The organism is Bacteroides sp. ET71, from assembly GCF_023336905.1.
GTDB lineage: Bacteria > Bacteroidota > Bacteroidia > Bacteroidales > Bacteroidaceae > Bacteroides.
Window position 1 is genome coordinate 1 of record NZ_JAMBLS010000010.1, and the last position, 18,860, is coordinate 18,860.

Annotated in this window: 21 protein-coding genes; 1 reads left to right on the top strand and 20 read right to left on the bottom strand. The window is 40.6% G+C overall.

Annotated elements, in window-relative coordinates:
* Nucleotides 1-203, top strand: a 203-nt coding sequence (locus M3090_RS07210) for a hypothetical protein (protein ID WP_249054882.1), incomplete at its 5' end; no start/stop codon positions are given.
* A 57-nt stretch (nt 204-260) separates the two neighbouring features.
* Here the strand turns inward: M3090_RS07210 and M3090_RS07215 are convergent.
* The 20 genes from M3090_RS07215 to M3090_RS07310 form a co-directional block, all read right to left on the bottom strand.
* Complete coding sequence (locus M3090_RS07215; RefSeq protein WP_249054885.1) at nt 261-773, bottom strand: DUF6155 family protein; 513 nt, start codon at nt 771-773, stop codon at nt 261-263.
* Between the two features lie 9 nt (nt 774-782).
* The gene (locus M3090_RS07220; RefSeq protein ID WP_249054889.1) at nt 783-1,382 is read right to left on the bottom strand and encodes a YqiA/YcfP family alpha/beta fold hydrolase; all 600 of its coding nucleotides are present in this window, start codon (nt 1,380-1,382) and stop codon (nt 783-785) included.
* The gene (locus M3090_RS07225) at nt 1,379-2,389 is read right to left on the bottom strand and encodes a Fic family protein (RefSeq protein ID WP_249054893.1); all 1,011 of its coding nucleotides are present in this window, start codon (nt 2,387-2,389) and stop codon (nt 1,379-1,381) included. Before M3090_RS07225 ends, M3090_RS07220 begins: the two co-directional genes overlap by 4 nt.
* Before the next feature lie 82 nt (nt 2,390-2,471).
* The gene (locus M3090_RS07230; protein ID WP_410553192.1) at nt 2,472-2,636 is read right to left on the bottom strand and encodes a hypothetical protein; all 165 of its coding nucleotides are present in this window, start codon (nt 2,634-2,636) and stop codon (nt 2,472-2,474) included.
* A 7-nt stretch (nt 2,637-2,643) separates the two neighbouring features.
* A complete protein-coding gene (locus tag M3090_RS07235; RefSeq protein ID WP_249054896.1) occupies nt 2,644-4,248 on the bottom strand; it encodes a DUF4435 domain-containing protein in 1,605 nt (534 codons plus the stop codon).
* Nucleotides 4,249-4,257: 9 nt separating this feature from the next.
* Nucleotides 4,258-7,392: a type I restriction endonuclease subunit R gene (locus M3090_RS07240; RefSeq protein WP_249054900.1), complete on the bottom strand. Its 3,135-nt coding sequence runs from the start codon at nt 7,390-7,392 to the stop codon at nt 4,258-4,260.
* A 4-nt stretch (nt 7,393-7,396) separates the two neighbouring features.
* Entirely contained in the window at nt 7,397-8,014 is a 618-nt protein-coding gene (locus tag M3090_RS07245) for an abortive infection family protein (protein WP_249054904.1), read from the bottom strand.
* 10 nt (nt 8,015-8,024) lie between these two features.
* Complete coding sequence (locus tag M3090_RS07250) at nt 8,025-8,570, bottom strand: restriction endonuclease subunit S (protein ID WP_249054907.1); 546 nt, start codon at nt 8,568-8,570, stop codon at nt 8,025-8,027.
* A 5-nt stretch (nt 8,571-8,575) separates the two neighbouring features.
* Entirely contained in the window at nt 8,576-9,469 is an 894-nt protein-coding gene (gene fic, locus M3090_RS07255) for a protein adenylyltransferase Fic (RefSeq protein ID WP_249054910.1), read from the bottom strand.
* A gap of 18 nt (nt 9,470-9,487) precedes the next feature.
* On the bottom strand, nt 9,488-9,898 hold the full coding sequence (locus M3090_RS07260; RefSeq protein WP_249054911.1) for a hypothetical protein: 411 nt from the start codon (nt 9,896-9,898) through the stop codon (nt 9,488-9,490).
* A 3-nt stretch (nt 9,899-9,901) separates the two neighbouring features.
* On the bottom strand, nt 9,902-11,095 hold the full coding sequence (locus M3090_RS07265; RefSeq protein ID WP_249054913.1) for a restriction endonuclease subunit S: 1,194 nt from the start codon (nt 11,093-11,095) through the stop codon (nt 9,902-9,904).
* A 10-nt stretch (nt 11,096-11,105) separates the two neighbouring features.
* The gene (locus tag M3090_RS07270; RefSeq protein WP_249054915.1) at nt 11,106-12,173 is read right to left on the bottom strand and encodes a Fic family protein; all 1,068 of its coding nucleotides are present in this window, start codon (nt 12,171-12,173) and stop codon (nt 11,106-11,108) included.
* Between the two features lie 6 nt (nt 12,174-12,179).
* Nucleotides 12,180-12,995, bottom strand: coding sequence for a restriction endonuclease subunit S (locus tag M3090_RS07275; protein ID WP_249054918.1), 816 nt, complete (start codon nt 12,993-12,995; stop codon nt 12,180-12,182).
* 1 nt (nt 12,996) lies between these two features.
* Nucleotides 12,997-13,992 carry a site-specific tyrosine recombinase/integron integrase gene (gene xerA, locus M3090_RS07280; RefSeq protein ID WP_249054920.1) on the bottom strand — a complete coding sequence of 332 codons (996 nt, stop codon included), beginning with the start codon at nt 13,990-13,992 and terminating at the stop codon, nt 12,997-12,999.
* 56 nt (nt 13,993-14,048) lie between these two features.
* Complete coding sequence (locus M3090_RS07285) at nt 14,049-15,554, bottom strand: type I restriction-modification system subunit M (protein WP_249054922.1); 1,506 nt, start codon at nt 15,552-15,554, stop codon at nt 14,049-14,051.
* Between the two features lie 4 nt (nt 15,555-15,558).
* Nucleotides 15,559-15,765 (bottom strand): helix-turn-helix domain-containing protein, encoded by a 207-nt coding sequence (locus tag M3090_RS07290; protein WP_249054925.1) that lies wholly within the window; start codon nt 15,763-15,765, stop codon nt 15,559-15,561.
* 110 nt (nt 15,766-15,875) lie between these two features.
* Nucleotides 15,876-16,280 (bottom strand): hypothetical protein, encoded by a 405-nt coding sequence (locus M3090_RS07295; RefSeq protein WP_249054926.1) that lies wholly within the window; start codon nt 16,278-16,280, stop codon nt 15,876-15,878.
* A 35-nt stretch (nt 16,281-16,315) separates the two neighbouring features.
* Nucleotides 16,316-17,260, bottom strand: coding sequence for a relaxase/mobilization nuclease domain-containing protein (locus M3090_RS07300; RefSeq protein ID WP_249054929.1), 945 nt, complete (start codon nt 17,258-17,260; stop codon nt 16,316-16,318).
* Nucleotides 17,250-17,558: a plasmid mobilization relaxosome protein MobC gene (gene mobC, locus M3090_RS07305; RefSeq protein WP_249054932.1), complete on the bottom strand. Its 309-nt coding sequence runs from the start codon at nt 17,556-17,558 to the stop codon at nt 17,250-17,252. Before mobC ends, M3090_RS07300 begins: the two co-directional genes overlap by 11 nt.
* 183 nt (nt 17,559-17,741) lie before the next feature.
* Nucleotides 17,742-18,782, bottom strand: coding sequence for a DUF6371 domain-containing protein (locus M3090_RS07310; RefSeq protein WP_249054997.1), 1,041 nt, complete (start codon nt 18,780-18,782; stop codon nt 17,742-17,744).
* Nucleotides 18,783-18,860: the final 78 nt, after the last annotated feature.

The window sequence follows — 18,860 nt, forward strand, 5'->3', positions numbered from 1 at the left end:
CAGCTTATGGAACTCCTATTATCCGTGAGAATGGAAGTATAGACAATCATCCGCATTGGTTTGAGTTGGCAAAAGAAAAATGGGCAAAGGTGTATCAAACCACAGGCACTCCTTGTAGTTGCTGGATGTGCAGGGGTGAAAAGTATAACCGTAGGGAATATAAGAGGGAAACTTTGCGCATAATTCGAGAGTCAATGGAGTAGAAATAGGAAAGCCATTTTTTGCGTATCTAAGCAAAGGTATGGCTTTCGTTAGTTTTGTCATCTGTATTGGTGATAAATATCCGAGAGTGTATCATAAAATCCCCAACCGCAATTATTGGCATTCTCAAGTAATTTCTCTATCCGCTCATAATATTGGGTCAATAAGCCACTCATGAAAATAAACTTCATGGCTTTGTCGAAATTGTTTTCCAAAGTAATGTAGTATTGCTCCCACATGTCGCCAAAAGTCACGGTATATTCGCATCCCTGTTCAATGTAAAATAGCATTAGGTCAGCGACATAGGTAGGTTCAGTTTTCAGTTTTTGGAAATCGGAAATGACTTTCCTGCACTTTGCGAATGAGGGCTTTTCCGAGAAACCACGGGTGGGGAAGAACTCCTGCCGGATGGCTTTCTTGCATTTCTCCAATTCGGCTTTGCTGTCAGGAGTTAGATAGAACTCCAGATAGTCTTTGGCTTCTTTACGTGCGTCATAAAGTTCAAGCATCACTTCGATAACTTGTTCTTTGGAGAGCGTTTGCAGGTATTTTTTTAGTTTTGCTTTTGACATATTTGTTTGTTATAGGGTTGTTGTATATAGTTTTTCTACCAGCGGCACATAATACTCTCGTACCTCCTCCGCTGTGGGCGTATGGGCACCAGGAAAGTGATAGGTATGAGTATAGTGTTGCAAGAACAACGGTTCAAAATGCGCCAGATGGTCATTCTCCCCGAATAGTCCCCAGATGCGGTTATCCAGTTCCGGTCGGTAGGCATCCCATTGGTGGGCTTGTACCTCGGCAAACTCGTCTATCAGTAATTGGTTTATTACGAGTTGCTGATACCCGTCTGTCCGTGGCGATTTGTATTCGTGCTCTCCGATGCGTTCAATGAGAAAGCAGGTCATTTCCAAGTAAGGATTGCCCAATAGGGCGGGTAGTCCATGGCGAGAAGCAACGATTTGTGCCAAGAATGCGCCATTGCTATTGCCCACTAATACGCAGGGTTTTTCTTGTTGGCAGATATCCTCAATAAATGCCAATGCCTCTTTCGGATGCAAAGGCAGGTCGGGGGTGAGGACTTCTGCTTTGCTCGCAAATGCTTGCCTCAATGCTTGTGCTGGTATGCAGCTGCCCGAAGCGAAGAAACCGTGCAGAAAAAGAATTTTCTTTATCATCATTGTCCGTTTGTTATAATTTCCCAATGCCCGTTTTTGTCCGAGCCGATGCGTTTGATAACCGTTCCATTCAGTTTTTTAATATAACGAGCTACGGTAGCCCGACCAATGTTCAGTGCTTTGGCATATTCATCGTAAGTATATTCCGGATGTGCCTTAATCAGGGTAATAAATCGCGTTGCAGTATCATTTACAGTATCACCTCTATTGTTTACAGTATCATTTATGCTTTGCTGATACTGTAAAATCCTATTTTCAAGGTTGGTGATATGCTGGGCAAGCATGACATCTTGAATAATTGTGCTGTCTTCTTGCTCTCGGCTATCAATCAAGGCCTGGATATATTCACCTTTGGCTTCTTTCGTTACGATGGAAGGGATGAGTCCTAACTGTCTTTGTATGATGTTCATCAGAAGCCTTGTGGTGCGCCCATTGCCGTCCACCCACGGATGAATGGTTACCAGACGGAAATGGGCTTCGAAACTCAGACGATAGCAGGCCACCATATTATTTCTATCTACAGAAACAAGTGCATCGTTCAGCCATTGGCAAAAATCTGCGGTAGTTTGTGGAACTTTTTGAAATGCCATATAACTTCTTCCTCCAATGCCTGCACTTACGTTGCATCGGCGCAACTCACCTTTTGAGGAATCAAAGTTGCCGCCCATTGTGGAGTATTCAGAACCCGTACGTCGCATGACTTTAGCTGCCAACTCGCATAAAAAATTGACTGCATAGGGCTTGGATGTTTTTGCCCATTCAAAACCGAAAAGATAAGCGTTTTTAAGGTCCACATTCATCATCTGCTCAACAATGCTTCTACCTTTGGCAGCAATGCCTTCATCGAACAACAATTGGTTTTCCACCTCTGTTACGGTAGAACCTTCGATGGCGGTTGAGTGCGTGATAAGCGAATAGAGGTAGAATTTCTCATAATCCACCTGTTGCTCAATCCCCGAAGCTGTGTATCGACTGATGGTTTCTATAAGTTTTTTATCAATATCTTTCATCGTCTTCTTATTTATTGTTGAACTGTTGCAAAAAACGCAACAGTTGAATCCGGCTTCAATTCTCCGACTTCAAACACATTCTTTATGTACTTTGGAATGGTGGACTTGTTGCGTTGAACAACTCTGCCATCAGGTCAGTAGTAAGCCACACGGTGTCATTGGTGAGTGTGACTTCTATTTTTGTCTGCCCGTCCTCGGTCTGGTAGAGGAGGATATTGCCTTTAGATTTTTTCGTTAAACTATACATGTTACAATTAATTTTCATCCAATATCGGCATATGCTTTTTTAAAGCCCCTATGATTCTTTCTTTTTTACCAGTCTTTATCAATCGGAGTATAAGTTTGGGGTATTCATTTGGAGAAAGTTTTAAGATATTTGATACTCTTAGATGTATACTTTTCCGATTGTAAATTTTTAATAGTTCATTATAATCTTCTGATTTAATAATAGCGTCTATATGCTGTTTATGCTGATTATATATTTGGTCAATATTAATAGAGTTGACAGTTTTTTCTATTTGAAGCTTTAATGCATCAACACTATTTTCTTGCGGTTTTGTATAACATTGAAGTTTATGACGAATTTCTTTAGAACAAATTGAACATAATTGAAGGTCATATTCTTTATAAAATTCTTCGAAAATAAACTTTTTGACATTGTTAAATGTCTCGTCAGGATCTAATGCTTGGTTTTCTGCGACTAATTTTATTATATCTTCAAGTAAATATAAATTTTCCACTTCTGCGACATCTAATGTGTATATATTTGACTCCTTATAACTTTGTATTTCATTTTCAGTTATATAGTCGCGGTCGATTAATCCCTTTATATTGTAGTTGTGCAAACTTTTTATCCGTTCGTTGTTAAATGATTTTGTCATTTCAATGACTTTTGTACAATCATGGCATGGAATGATATTGTAATTACTATAAATAAATGGATATAATTGGTTATCATAACTTCCTCTTTCTCCTTCGACAAATAGTACAGGTTTCCTATTACCTAATACTTCAAACATTAAACTGTCAGGTATATTTCCTTCAGAATCTAATACATTAATATCCCATTGTTCCTTACCGGAATAAGACTTTACCCAAATTTTGGTAGCTTCTTTTCTCGATGCGGCAAAATCCAAATCATGAGTGATATATACAAATGTTTTATTAGGGCATAATTCTTCTATTTTGTCCCATAAACGATACATGATAGATTTGTGTAAATGAATTTCTGGTTCATCTATTATAATGGTCATATTATCTGGTGCAATAAGGCATTGTCCGAGTAGATAGATTGTGACTCTTTCTCCGTCTGACATTTCTTTGGCATGATATTCTTCTGCAGATTGTGTTTGTGCTTTTATTTTAGCATCTTCTAAGATGATTTGTCGATGAGGATATATTGCGTTCCATATCATTGTAATTTTGTCTACAATCATTTGTGGAACATTGGCTTTTTCTTCGCCATTTAATTCTCGGTTTTTACAATCTATAACATAAGCTCTGTCTTCTTTGTTTAAACGTGCAAAAATGGCTGATAAAACGCTATCATAATCATTAATCAACGTGGTTGTTAAACCATTGCCCCAATTCCATTTGTAATTTTTATCATGATGGTTTTCTTCTCCATAGTATATTTTATTCCATGCTGCCTCTTCGCTTTTGATTGTTATATTATCAGGTATAGATAATGCTCTTTGAGCTGATATTCTAAGAACATTTCCATTAGCTGATTGTTTTTCAATCCAAGCTCCTAAATGACTTTTTCCGCTTCCATTTGCACCTACAATGACAAAATTTTGTACACTTTCAACCTCTTGAGGCTTTCCATTTATGGGGATTGTTATATGTCTTTTTTCCATATTGTTATCTCAACTAATTTGATTATTGTATTCTGTTCTAGGTTCTGCCGCCATTGAGTAAGAGTTTTCCTGCAAGTTATACAATTTCGGTTCATTTGCAGTATCTTCATTGTCCGACCATTGTTCACATTGACGGATAACCGTTTCCAATGCGTTGGCAGCTTCTTCGGGAGGATAATGGTATTTCTTTAATAGCCGTTTTATCATTTTACGCATACCAGCCCGTGCCGATTCCTTTTTCTGCCAGTCTATTGTGCGATTTTTCCGAAGAGCTTCCGTAAGTTCTTTGGTCATGGCAACCAATTGTTCGTTGGTATATACATCTTGTACGGCTTGCGGCTTCGTCAAGGCATCATAGAATGATTTTTCTTCTCGTGTAAGACCTAAGTCATTCCCGGCAGACTCGGAAGACGAGATTTCTTTTGCCAAATTCAAGAGTTCCTGTATGACCTCTTCGTTGGTAAGCAAGCCTTTCAGATAGGAGGACAAGGAACGGTTCAATAAGTCAGAAAACTTTTCAGCCTGCACAATGTTAGTTTTTTGGTACAACGACACACGTTCTGCCAACAATCTCTTCAGGAGTTCAACCGCTATGTTTTTCTCCTTCATTTTTGATACTTCTTCTAAGAATGCGGTGTCAAATAAAGAGAATTCTGCTTTGACATCAGAGAACAGGTTGATTACCTCGTCACTTTTTACGCTCTGTTTTAGCAATTCGCTAATTCTTGCATTGATTTCTTTCTTTGATACTTTTCCCTTGCCTGTCATTCGTGAGAGGAGGGTACGGACGGTTTCAAAGAAAGCGGCTTCGTAGCGTTGTTGCTCATTTAGCAGACTACGGCATAATGTGATGGAGTTATGCAGTAGCATAGCTTCCTTTAGGAATGTTTGTTGCTTCTCTTGTTTGTCGGGCGACATGATAAAGTTCACGCCACCTTTAATAGTTTGGGCACATTCAGCATCCGATGCGGTTTGAAAATGACTGTAATCATAGCCATGAAACAGGTCACGGCATACTTCCAGTTTCTCTTTGAATTTAAGCAGAGCCGTTTCTTTAATATCAGGATTTCCGAAATTCTTACGGTCACGCCGGGTATAGTCGTGCATGGCTTCTTTCAGAGCCTTAGCTATTCCTATATAATCAACCACTAATCCGCCAGCCTTTTCGTTGAATACTCGGTTTACACGGGCAATGGCCTGCATCAGGTTATGTCCGCTCATGGGTTTATACACATACATGGTTGCTAAAGAAGGAACATCGAAACCAGTCAGCCACATATCTACTACAATAGCTACCTTCATCGGATCGTTATCGTCCTTGAAGCGTTTGGCAAGCTCTTTCTTGTACTGTTTGTTGCCAATGATGTCGTGCCATTCCTCTGGGTCTTTGTTGCTTCCAGTCATTACCACCTTTACTTTTTCTCCCCAATCGGGACGGAGTTCCAATATCTTGTGATATATACTCATGGCAATGGTACGTGAATATGCCACAATCATGGCTTTCCCGGTCAGTTCATGTTGGCGGTTTTCTTCATAATGTTTCAGAATATCCCGGCAAAGGGAATCTATTGTGGCAGGAGCACCTAAGATTTCCTCCAAGTGCGACATTTCTTTCTTGCTCTTCTCTATCTGTTCTTCCGTCGCTCCTTCCTCAGCGAGAAGTTCATATTCATCATCAATAGCTTTGAGGGTAGCTTCATCCAGATTCAGATTGACTACACGCGATTCATAATATACCGGGCAAGTGGCTCCATCAGCCACAGCTTGTGTCATGTCGTAGACATCAATGTAATTACCGAATACTTCTACGGTATCACGGTCTTTGGTGGAGATTGGTGTTCCCGTAAAACCGATATAAGAGGCATTGGGTAGGCAATCGTGAATGATTCTTGCAGTGCCTATGACTCGCTTGGCTACATTTTCGCCTTTTTCATTCTTTGTTATTCTGATTTTCTCTTCAAAGCCGTATTGTCCACGGTGGGCTTCATCAGTCATGACTACGATATTTTTCCGCAAAGAAAGAGGCTCATCCGATTCCTCAAACTTCTGCATGGTAGTGAAGATTATGCCGTTTGCTTCCCGTCCGGACAGTAGGGATTTCAAATCTTCCCGGCTTTTTGCCTGTATGGGAACTTGGCGTAAGAAGTCTTGGCATTTAGAGAATTGAGTATAGAGTTGGTCGTCCAAGTCATTGCGGTCAGTAATCACAACAATGGTCGGCTGTGAAAGTTCTTCTTGCAGCAAGTGGGCATAGAATACCATTGACAGTGATTTCCCGCTGCCTTGCGTATGCCAGAACACACCGATTTTTCCATCATTTCCAATAGCTTTCTTTGTGCGTTCTACAGCTTTCTTTACGGCAAAGTATTGATGATAGGCAGCTAAAATCTTGGCAGCTCCAGATTCATCTTTTGAAAAACAGACAAAGTTCTTGAAAATGTCTATCAAGCGTTCTTTGGAAAATATCCCTTCAAAAAAGGTATCATAATCGGCAAAATCCGTGCTCTCATAATCACCGTCTTTGGTTTTCCATTCCATATATCGGTCTTCCTTGCTGGTGATTGTTCCGGCTTTGGAACAAGCCATATCACTCATCACGCAGAATACGTTGTATATAAATAAGGATGGAATCTCCTTCATATAGTTCCGCAGTTGAAGATATGCCTCTGATGCATCTGTTTCTTCTCGTGAGGGTGATTTGAGTTCAATGACAACAAGCGGCAACCCATTGATGAAAACAATCATATCGGCTCGCTTTTCTGAATTCTCTACAAATGTCCACTGGTTGGCTATCTGAAAATCGTTTCGATTGATGTATTCATAGTCAATCAAATAAACTATTTCGTTGCGTTGCTCTTTTCCGTCAAAGTAAGAAACTTCTACGCCATGCTGAAGATAGTCCATGAAAAGCTCGTTCTTTTGAGTCAGGCTTCCGGTATCTATGTCTTTCAGCTTGGCAATAGCCTCGTGGATGGCAGTTTGTGGCTTGCTTGGATTTATTGTGGTCAAACTATTCAACACCTGTTCTTCGTAGAACGGCACATAATAATCGCGTTCTATGTCCGGACCATATAGATGCTGATACCCCATGTTTTCGTACAGGGTAATCAATGCGTTTTCATAACTTCCTTCTGTGAATGACATATCGCTAATTCTTTAAGTTGTTCAAGTAAGAATAGTAAACTTCTTTATACGCTTCGTAATCTTGCTTATATAGGGCTTCAGAAGCAGAGAGAATCACACCGCCTAACTCCAAAGGATTTTCTTCATCAAACAATTCGTTGAATGGCTGGCAATCTTCGTAATGGATGCGTGAATTGGGTCTGTTGGAATTGGTATAAACGTGCAGAATAAAACCTCCTATTACATCTGTCGTTTTGTATGCTAATAACGCTATAGTCTTGTCAAAGGGGGTATGTTGTTTATCTTGCCCATGTGATGCAAAACCTGAACTATTTCTCATTTCACTGAGCTTTTGGACAACAGATGCAATCCGTCTAATCAATTCTATTTTGTCCGTTTTGTGTAATTCGTCTGTGAACATATTTTCCAATGTCAGTTTCACCAAAGTTTGAAACTGCCAATCAGTATTGTATGCGACAGCTTGATTAGTAAGAATTGTCTTGCAAAGACTTTCTATCATGCTTTTGCAGACTTCAATGCATAAATCAGGATTGGTTTCAATCATACTTTCAATGGTCGAAAGATGATCATTCAAGTAATTGAAACTTGGCATTTTACTAATATGTTCACGAATCCATTTCATATAGGTGTTTTTATGCGGCTATGTTTAAATTGCCATTTATCCGGCGGTTCAGCTCGATTTTGTCATCAAGGGACGAAAGAATATCAGCAATACGCTTTTGTTCTTTAAGAGGAGGAAAAGGTATTTCAAATTCTTTTATCTGCTGTGCATTTAGATTTTGTTGTGCTCCACCATTTGCAAGTGATGCAAGGTAGGCATAATTATTATATAAAGCATAATAAACAAACCTATAATCAGCTATGGCAGAATCTATGTTTAGATTACAACACGCTTGATTGGTTGTTAGTGGAATCTTTGCAATGGCTGTTTTCCCTGCTGTTGCCCCATACATTGCAACAATTACAGTATTTGCAGGAACCCATTTAGCTGATGAATTATTAAGTCCTTCATCTGTTATTGTTCTTTCTGTTTCATAAATGCGACAAAAATTTATTTCTTTGGTATTAAGCCAAGGAATATTCCCACCATAATATTCTGTAACAGTACTTTTAGGAGTACCTCCACTACATATATTTAAGCATATATGCTGTATTTCGATTTTATCGTATTTTCCCATAATTATCAATCATTTTGTTCGTAATAATAAGAATAGTCGATGCCTTTCATAAACATCTCACGGTCATCTATTTTAGTGGTCAGTGCAGATTTTACCAAAGTTTTGATGTGGGTGCTGTCTGCCACACTTTCGCGCATGGCGGTCAGATATTCATTTTTGTCTATCTGACTCCAATCCACACATCGCTTGAGAGACCGTTTAAGTATCAAATCAAGCCAGATTCGGGTTGTGCGACCGTTCCCTTCCATAAAAGGGTGGGCAACATTCATTTCAACATATTTGTCCAAAATCTCATCAAAGGTTGTTTCCGGCATTCGCTCAATGATTTGCAACGTTTCAGGGAAATGCATACAGTTCGCGAAAGTAAATCCGCCTTTTGAGATGTTCTTGGTGCGTATCTGCCCGGCAAAATCATACAGTCCGCCAAAGATATATGCGTGAATCTGTTGCAAACATTTCAGACTGCCCGGTTCAAGGCGTTGCAATAAACCGCTTTCATACAGTTGATATGCTTTCTTACGGCTCTGTCCGTCTAAAGTATTGTCGCTATACGTGAACCAATCAAGAAATTCGTTTGCCCTGTTATTGGGATAATGTTTGGCTAACAGAGCAACCTCTTCACTGTTAAGCACATCTGCCTTACGCAATTTGCCGTCGGGAGCTTCGAATTTGAACTCGTGAGTGTCACTCACGAGTTGGATGCCTTCCTGTTTCAACTTCCGTTTGAGCCATCGCCAATAGTTTCCCGCTTTCGTATAGTCCGGTTCGTTGTTGATGGCACGTATTATATCAGTGGCTGAAAACCACCAACAGTTGTTTTCGTCATCCCATATAGCCCTAACTTCACGGTCATTAAAGAAGCGTATGGATTTCTTATGCTGTTTTCCCGAATCTTCCATAAATGAGAATTTAGCGGTTCAAAATTCTTTATTCCATATAGGCAAACAAGAGTGCTGCGTAAAATAATCCTGTAATAATAGAGCTTCAATTAAGCCAGGAAGATATTTTCGCTCATCTATAATATACCATTCAATGATTATTTGTTCGATTTTAGTATCTTCTTTTATCTTTTTAGCAAAAAAATCTTCCCTTTTTATACCGTCCTGTTTGTTATTTAGCCTCTTTCTTAAATCTTGTGACTTAAAACTTCCCTTCTGCAATATGGTACCGCTTTTCCCAATATATAGTATATCTCCGATTTCTGTATTTTTACGAAAAATATAGACACCATATCCACCATCTGGTATATCTTTGGTTTGTTTTCTTAAAGAATCGCCCAATCTAAAAGAGCAATATCCTTTTGCTTTCGTATATTTTTCTATATTCATTATTTATTGCATTTTAATTTCACCTGACATTAATCTTGGAAGCAATAAATCTCTTATTTCTGTGAGATTTTCACTTTCAGTATGATACATATCCTGTGCATGAAGTAATCGTTTATATAAATCATTGAATTTTAGGACAATATTTTGAGGTGGATAGACTATTCTAATTAAAGCAAAATCTGAATATTTGAGCGTCTGTCTTACCCCTCCTATAGAACGAGCTATCACCTCTTCTTTAAAGGATGGTAACTGCCTATACATATCAAAGAAATAATGGTATTCTTTCTCACATGAGAACACTACATATACAGGGCTAACACAGCCATCAAACATAAAAGTATTTCTACCCATAGAGCCAATATTAACACGTGCTGGGTTATAAGCAAATGAATTTGGTTTTACCAAAATGTATTTTGCTATACTATCACTGAAAACTTGTTTGGTAAAATACTCCTCGGAAAGCATTAGTTTTCCCGTAGTTACTGGAGATAATACTTTTACGTCAGAACGTATTCCAACTTTTTCTTTTTCTTGGGTTGTCACTTTGCCAAGTTCAACAACTTTCCATCCTGCCGGTATCTTTCCAAGTTCTGAATCCACGAATTTTCCACTTTTGAACGGCTCGAAATCCACGAACCAAGCCTTGAACAACGCCTGTGCCTGCTGCTCTAAATTGCCATTTATCCGGCGGTTCAACTCGATTTTGTCGTCAAGGGAAGAAAGAATTGAAGCTATCTTTTCCTGCTTTTTCAAATCTGGGACTTCAACCTCATAGTTTGAGAATGAACTTTTATTTATAATAGGTACGGCAGTGGAAGTTTTACTAAGATAATTCAATTCCTTACCGACCAATGTCATGAGATAGTACACAAAATCAGTATTAAATTGCCGATTGGGGATAATAGAGTTAAACTGCTGATTGGTAATAGTTGGCTCTAATGTCATTACAACCTTACCCAAATCAGATCCAATACAACTTACGCACACAGAGTGTGGAGGTAGTAAGCAATTTTTCACTTCGTTCAATCCTTGTTCGGTAAGAGTTTTACTTGTTTTAGGAACGGACTTATAAGATAAGTCATCTGACGGGGTAAGAAAAGGAATATTACCGCCATAGTTCTCAACAATAGATGTTCTGGGAGTTTTTCCAGTAACAACTTTGCCAATATCTGATATGTGTATTTTCTTTAGCTCCATAAATGAGAATTTAGCGGTTCAAATTTATATTTTTAACGACCCATTTTCCGTTTCTTTTTCCGTTTTCTCGTTCCAACAAGCCACGTTCTATCAAAGAAGGGGTTATTCGCTTGACAGTTCGGGGGGATTTGCCGATATGTACGGCAATCTCAGTTTGAGTGGCTTCTGGATTGTCTTTAAGGAATTTCAGCAAAGCAATCTCATCCAAAGTGCAATTCAAGGTGCCATTTTGGCTCTTTGAATCATTGGTGCTGGCACTTTGGATGGCTGCGATATGCAGCGCCCGGTTATGTAACTCGTTTTTCTCGCCAAACAACAAGTTTCTGAAAAACAGTTCCAAGAATGATGTTGTGGCGGAGATTCCTTTTGCGTAGTTGTTGTAATTGGCTCTGACCAATGCATTCCTGAAATACCATGAGTGTTCTTGAAACACGCTGTTGTTAAATGTGAATCCAAATGTATGAAGGTATTTCATGGTGAACACGGCAGTGGTACGTGTGTTTCCTTCTCCGAAAGGATGGATTTGCCAAATATCCGAAACAAACTTACATATATGCCTCAATGCTTGATTGGCACCAAGTGACGGATAATCTACACTCTTTTCTTGTCCGAAATCGTATTCAAGTGTCTGACGGATTAACTCATGGTTGGAGTACAAAACAGTATCCCCGTCAAGTACCCATTCTTTCTTGGTTATGTCATAATCGCGCAATCTTCCTGCAAATTTGTACAAGCCATCAAATAACCGCTTATGGATGAGTATCAGATAATCTGGCGTGAATGAAAAGGATCTCTCGGATAGTATCTCGGTGATTCTTGCAGATACTCTATCCGCTTCTTCGGTTCGTTCATTCTCTACGTCCTTCCTATTCGCCTTTGATAGATAATAGCTGTCAATCAAGTGCTTTACCTCGTCAATAGTAATGTCGCCTTCGATGTGTCTGCCTGCCGTCTGCAACAGATACTTCGATGGTTTAAGACCGTCAACGTCTTGCAGCCCGATTGCGGTTTGCCACGCTTGCGCCTTTTCCTTGCTATTAGGTTCGCCTTGTTTTATATATTTGTCGAAATCACTCATTCTGTTTCATTCAGTTATAGTGTTAACATTCAGTTCGCCGGACATTAGTCTGGGGAGGAGTGTATCTCTAAGATGAGAAAGCTGTTCTGATTCTATTCCATTTTTCTGTATCTTGTTATAATAAATATCAACATATTTCTCAAAGTTCAGTGCGACTTCTATTGGAGGAATAATAATTGGCTCTTTCTGAGTCAATCCATTGATGTCAAGATTCTTAATTCCTGTAGTTCCATTTTCATAAGAAAACATTACTCCTTCGTTGTAGAGTTTCTCCCACATATAATACATAAAAGAAGAGTATCCTACCATTGGTCTGATTGCTTTGCAGAAATTAGTACATACAATAGAATTATTGTATTTAGTCAATAATTCATGTGATATTCTACAAATTCGACCTGTTGATTGTGTTGGACTGCCACCAGAGATTTCAATTACTAAATTTCCAGCTGTCAATGCCTTTGTTGCAAAATTCTTTTCAAGGATAAATCGTATTGGCATATACCCTTTATTCCCTATTTTAACATCAGGAATGTCAGCACCTCTAAGGCAAAAGACTTTCTTAATATAATTACCCTCTTGTCTTTCTTTTCCCCAATCACCACTAAGTGTTGATTCTATGATATTATTGAATCGCCCAACTTTCCATCCTTCCGGTATCCTTCCAAGCTCCGAATCCACAAATTTCCCGTCCTTGAACGGTTCAAAATCCACGAACCAGGCCTTGAACAACGCCTGCGCCTGCTGCTCTAAATTGCCATTTCTGCGTTTGTTTCTTTGTACTGAATGGCACTGAGGTTTATATGTGCAATATGCTGCTCTCATTTCAACTAATGAATTTGCGGTGAGAAAGTTTCACATTTGTTTGATTGACCATAGCATAATGCATGGTCGTGTCAATCTTGACATGCCCAAGCAAGCGTTGTACCTGTTCAACGGGCATTCCCTTGTCGATTGCCATTGTTGCGAGTGTTCTTCTGAATTTGTGGGGATGCACACGGACTATCTTTGCTTCACGCCCGATTTTCCGCAAACGGGTTTCCACTCCCGATATTTCAAGGCGGTTATGTGGTTTAGCCAATGAAACAAAGAGAGCCTTGTTGCGGTCTTTACGTGTAGCAAGATATTGCTGGAGATGAATTTTGGCACGGGCATTGAAATAAACAATCCTTTCTTTGTTTCCCTTGCCAAATACGATACATTCACGCTCATTGAAGTTGATATCCTCCCGGTTTAGTTTTACCAGTTCGCCCACACGCATCCCGGTAGAAGCCAGCAAATCAATAATTGCCAAATCACGAATCTGTTTGCAGTTATCCCGCAAATGTTCAAGATTCTCATCTGTCAGCACCTCCTTCACCTGTGTGCCAGTCTTGACTTTATGGATTCTGCGCACCGGGCTTTTGATAATGTAATCCTCTTCCTCAAGCCATCCGAAGAAAGAAGAGAATATACGGCGTATGTTGTCAATGGTCACCTTACTGGACTTATGCTTACGTTGGAAAACCGCTAAGTAAGCCCGAATATCCTCTGTGGTATAATTGATGACTTTCTTTGGCATGGTTTTGAAGAGTTGCCGGATGGTAGAACCATAATACTTAATGGTAGGTGTAGTGCATCCTTCCACTTGTTTGGCAGACAGAAAGATTTCAAGCAGACGCTCATTGGTGGCAGTTTCTTCATGTTGTGCCTTTTCTTCGTCTTGCGTAATGGTATATTTGCTGACCACTTGCAGCAGCACACCATTAAGTTGGGCTATTTGTTCTACACTTAAAATCTCTGTCATTGCATTGCTGATTTCTTGAATTAGTTTTTCTTTCATATTCTTCGCTTATTTGATAATTGTATCTCCTAATTGAAGAATGTGGCTCATTCAATTTATTTCATAATGAATCCAATGCTTTTCAATTGTTTTCTGATTTCATCTTCCAGTTGATGTGACTGGATAAACATATCGGAAAGTTCTGAAGTAAGCCGTTCCATTTTTTCTTGAAACGGTTCGCCGTCATCCTCTACTTCTGCAATTCCCACATAACGTCCCGGAGTAAGTATATAGTCCTGTTTTGCCACATCTTCAAGTGTGGCTACGGCACAATATCCTTTTTCGTTTTCCAGTGCTCCGGCTTCAAAATCTTCGAATGTCTTGGCTATTTTCATTATATCGTCCTTTGGTAGTTCCCGAAGTTTCCGCGTAACCATTGTTCCCATATTGCGAGCATCGACAAACAGGATTTTCCCCGTTTGTTTCTTCGCCCTGTTCAAGAACCACAGTGATACGGGTATGCCTGTAGTATAGAACAACTGAGAGGGCATAGCCACAATTCCTTCGACCAAATCCGCCTTGATGATATTTTCACGGATTGTGCCTTCACCTCCCGTCTGTGAAGAGAGTGAACCATTAGCAAGCACCATGCCGATTCGCCCACGGGGTGACAAGTGGTGAATCATGTGCTGAAGCCAAGCAAAGTTGGCATTCCCTGCGGGTGGAATCCCATATTTCCAACGTACATCGTCCTGCAATTTATCCGCTCCCCAGTCGCTGAGATTGAAGGGAGGATTGGCAAGGATAAAATCCGCTTTCAATGTCGGGTGCAAATCATTGAAGAACGTATCTGCGGCAAATTTCCCCAAATCAGCTTCTATGCCACGAATAGCAAGATTCATTTGAGCCATTTTCCATGTGGTCGGGTTACTGTCTTGCCCGAACACGGAAATGTTGTTGATGTTACCTTGATGCCTTTCAATGAATTTGGCAGACTGTACAAACATTCCTCCAGAACCGCAACAAGGATCATAGACACGACCACTGTATGGCTGAAGCACTTCGACCAATGTACGGACAATGCAAGCTGGTGTATAAAACTCGCCAGCCAGTTTTCCTTCCGCCTCGGCAAATTTGGAAAGACAGTATTCGTAGGTTCGTCCCAATATGTCTTTGGTATCGCCATGTTCTTTCATTTGAATATTGGTGAACAAATCCACGACATCGCCCAACCGTCGTTTATCAAGTTCCGGACGGGCAAAGTTTTTAGGAAGAATACCCTTCAATCGTACATTCTCTTTCTCAATCAAGCGCATGGCGTTGTCAATTACCGTACCTACTTCTGGTGTATGAGCAGCTTCTGCCACAACAGACCAACGCGCTTCTTGGGGAACAAAGAAGATGTTTTCCGATGTATATTCGTCTTTGTCCTCTTCGAAGCCGTCACCCTCAGCAACCAATGCATTGTATTTTGCCTCGAAACGGTCGGAGATATATTTAAGAAAAATCAATCCTAATACAACTGATTTATATTCCGATGCATCCAGATTACCTCTTAACAAATCTGCAGCTTTCCATATTTCTTTTTCAAAGCCAATGTCGGCTGTATTAGTCTTAACCATATCTTTATTTTGTTTTATCGTTTATCAAATCCTTCACATCCACATTTAGAATCTCAGCTATCTGAAATAGTACCTCCAGACTTGGCTGCCGCCTGTTGCAAACGTATGAGTTAACCATGCAGAAACTCTTGCCGAGCTTTTCTGCCAGCCAAGTCTGCTTGATGCCCCGTTCTTCAAGCACTTCTTTTATTCGGTTCATGGGTTTGTCCATTGTCTGTTATCTTAGTTCTGTTTACAAAGGTATAAAATATCATGCTATAAAAAGAGAAAAGAGGAAGAAAACTCTCCCTCTTCGTTCAAATTCATTCAAATGTCGTTCAATCAGGCGTTGACAGCTTCCAACGGTGCTGCATAGCAATCGTTATCAAACCGATAATTGGTAGTAGGTTTCAATCCTAACAGGCGATAATCGCCTCGCATGTCATTCTCGATGCCGAGGTAGTAGAAACCGTAGAGTGGGGCGTACTCCTTGAAGAAACTCACCAAGTCCAATAAATTCTCTTGGTAGTTTTTCTCGAAGGCATGGTTCACCAAAATGATGCAACGGTCGGGAAAACCGTTGACTCCCTTGCTGTATTCCCACAGGCGAAAATACAGCTTCACGTCCTTTTCACGGATGTCAATGCAACAACCATTACAGGTCGGATTCACATACACGCTGTTACGATACCCGAACTTCTCACAAATGTAGAGTTCAATGTCTTTCACAAAATTCTTGTCAATCATAATGTTGAAATTTAAAGTGTGAATAAAAAGATTTGTTATAATCGGAAGCCGCGCTTGCGTTTGGCTTTCTTTCTCCGTTTCAGTTCCGCTTCAAATGCTGCCTTGTCTGAGGTGTTGGATGTCGGTGTCGGCATGAACAGTCCCAATCCCGCAGAATGTGATTCTTCAAAATCAGATGCCCGTTCTTGTACAGGAGATGCTGGTATGGCATTTTCCCTGACTGTTTTCCGATATGAATAGGAGGGAGCGTATGTGTTTCTTTCCAGCTGGCGGTCAATAGCCAGATAGCTGAACTCCCGACTGATTTTTGAACCGGAAAAGGTATATTTCCCATATCCGAACTTTACCCCTTGAATGTCCCGTGTGGTGCGGCTAACTTTGAACCTCATGTCAATGCCGTATTCGGCAAGCGCGTCTTTCAGCTCGTTCCAGCTTTGGGCATTCTGCACTTCCGCTTTCAATGCCTTGTAGATTCGGTGCCTCGCTTTGTCGTATGGGCGCAACCGTTCTTCGTTCACATGGTCTTTGCCTTGGGCAAAGTGCAGGCGGTATTTTGCCGTTAGCATCTTGCAGACCTTCTCGTTGCGATAGCGATCGTTCTTGTCACTGATAGTTTTGCCGTCATTGCCCACACGGTTGAACACGATATGACAATGTGCGTGCCTGCGGTCTGTATGACGGACTATGATGTATTGTGTGTTTCGGATACCCATCCGTTCCATATACTCACGGGCGATTTTCAACATGAGTGCATCATCATTCCTTAGTCGCAGACTATCTTCCGAGGAGAAGCTGAGCGATGTATGTCCGACAACATTTTTTACCTTATCATTCAGCAAGGATTGCAGCTCAAACTGCTCAGCCATCTGTTCCGGTGAACCTTCCAATCCGACAGCTTCCAGAAGTCTTGCCTTTTCTTCTTTTAGCACATAGCGTACGCAGCCACCGAAGGAAGTTCCTTTTGTCAGTTTACCTATCATCTTTCAGTTGTTTGATGAGTTGTGAAATATGGTTCGAAATCTCCACGCAGTGGTCAGCCACGGCAAAGAATCCGTAGGTGTTTGTCTGTTTAGCCAATTGGTTCAGATTAGTACTTTCGCCAATCAACTGACGGATGATATGCAAGTGGTCGCAGGTGATACGTTCTCGTACCGACCCATGTTCAATGAGTGAACGTATGACCTCGCTTTTACTTCGTTTGCTGCGTCTGCTTAATGCTCCTAACCACGCCAACTGGTCATCGGTTAGGCGTAATGTAATCGTATTTCTCTTGTTCATTTTCATTGCTTTTTAATTGTTGCAGTTGTGACCATCGGGAGCTGTTCCACCGGACTTCAGGGTGGGCAAGTTGTCGGGAAATGTAATACACCGACATAAACTTGCTTACCCTAAAAAGTTACGGTTTTCAGTCCTTACGGTCAGTATTGAAAACCCTCACTTTCGGTATGCCCGAAACTTTGTTCAGGAGCTGTCCCGTTGTACGTTTACCAACTCCAAGCCAAGCGTTTCAATCAATGTTTTTAGGTGCGGATTCTTCCTGCTCATCGCTTGGAGAATTGCCTCGTCCGGCTGGATTTGCAGCAGGTAATCGGCAATGTCGTACCCTTCATTTCGTTCACTTTCGGGGGCATTTGTTTCGAGATAGTCGAAGAGTTGCACCTCGATTCCATGATTCCGCATCATCCCTATTTTGCTTTGCCAATAGCTGGTAGCTCCTAAATCGGGAAACAAGACGGTACATCTTTTCGTCAAAGCCGAAAGACTGCTTTCATTGAAGCATCCGTTCTTTCCGCCCGAAGCGAGCCATAGATATTGTGGCAGATAATAGGAGGCGATAAGAGCTGTTTTCTCACTTTCGACTAATGCAACCGGACGGGTTTTATCAGTCGACAACAGGTGCTCGCCAAAGAAACATTGCTTCAGGTTAAAACCGGATTTATAGAGTAGGGAGTGCGCCCAAGTGATGTGATTGTGTGGCTCTTTTACTCTCTTTCCGGTTTCTGGATTGTAAAGCATTATCTTGCCTGTACGAACTTGGTTGTTGTGGTCAATCTGCCAAAACACGGTTGCTCCATCCCAATATCTGGATGAACCGACGCGATACTTTTTCATAAGGCTCATGGCAGATGATTCTCCAAATTGGGAGGCCAGAAACTGATACAGCTTATTCGTTTTATAGCATTTCAAAGACCGCTTGACTATTTCTTCGTTGATGAAAGAAGTAGGAGTTGTCTTTATCTCACCTGGTTTCGGCAGAACTGACGAAGAACCTTTTTCAAGCAACATTTGTTTCGCTTCAGGTTTTTCATCAAAATAATTCCGCGGCGTGAAATGATAACCGCACTTCTGTTCATGGTCGCATCGCCCTACATGGTCGGGGAAGGATATTTGTTTCTCCGTATCGACATATCGAGAGAAACACCTCTTGCGATGGCAGGCAGGACACGTATGTCTGGTGGCAATACCTTTGTATGGCTCTAATATAAATCTATGTGCCGTCATTGTTTCAGTTCTTTTATGTGTGTCGTTATTGTCACTATTGTCGTTTTCAAGGTTGAAAGTGTCAAAAGTGACAAAAAC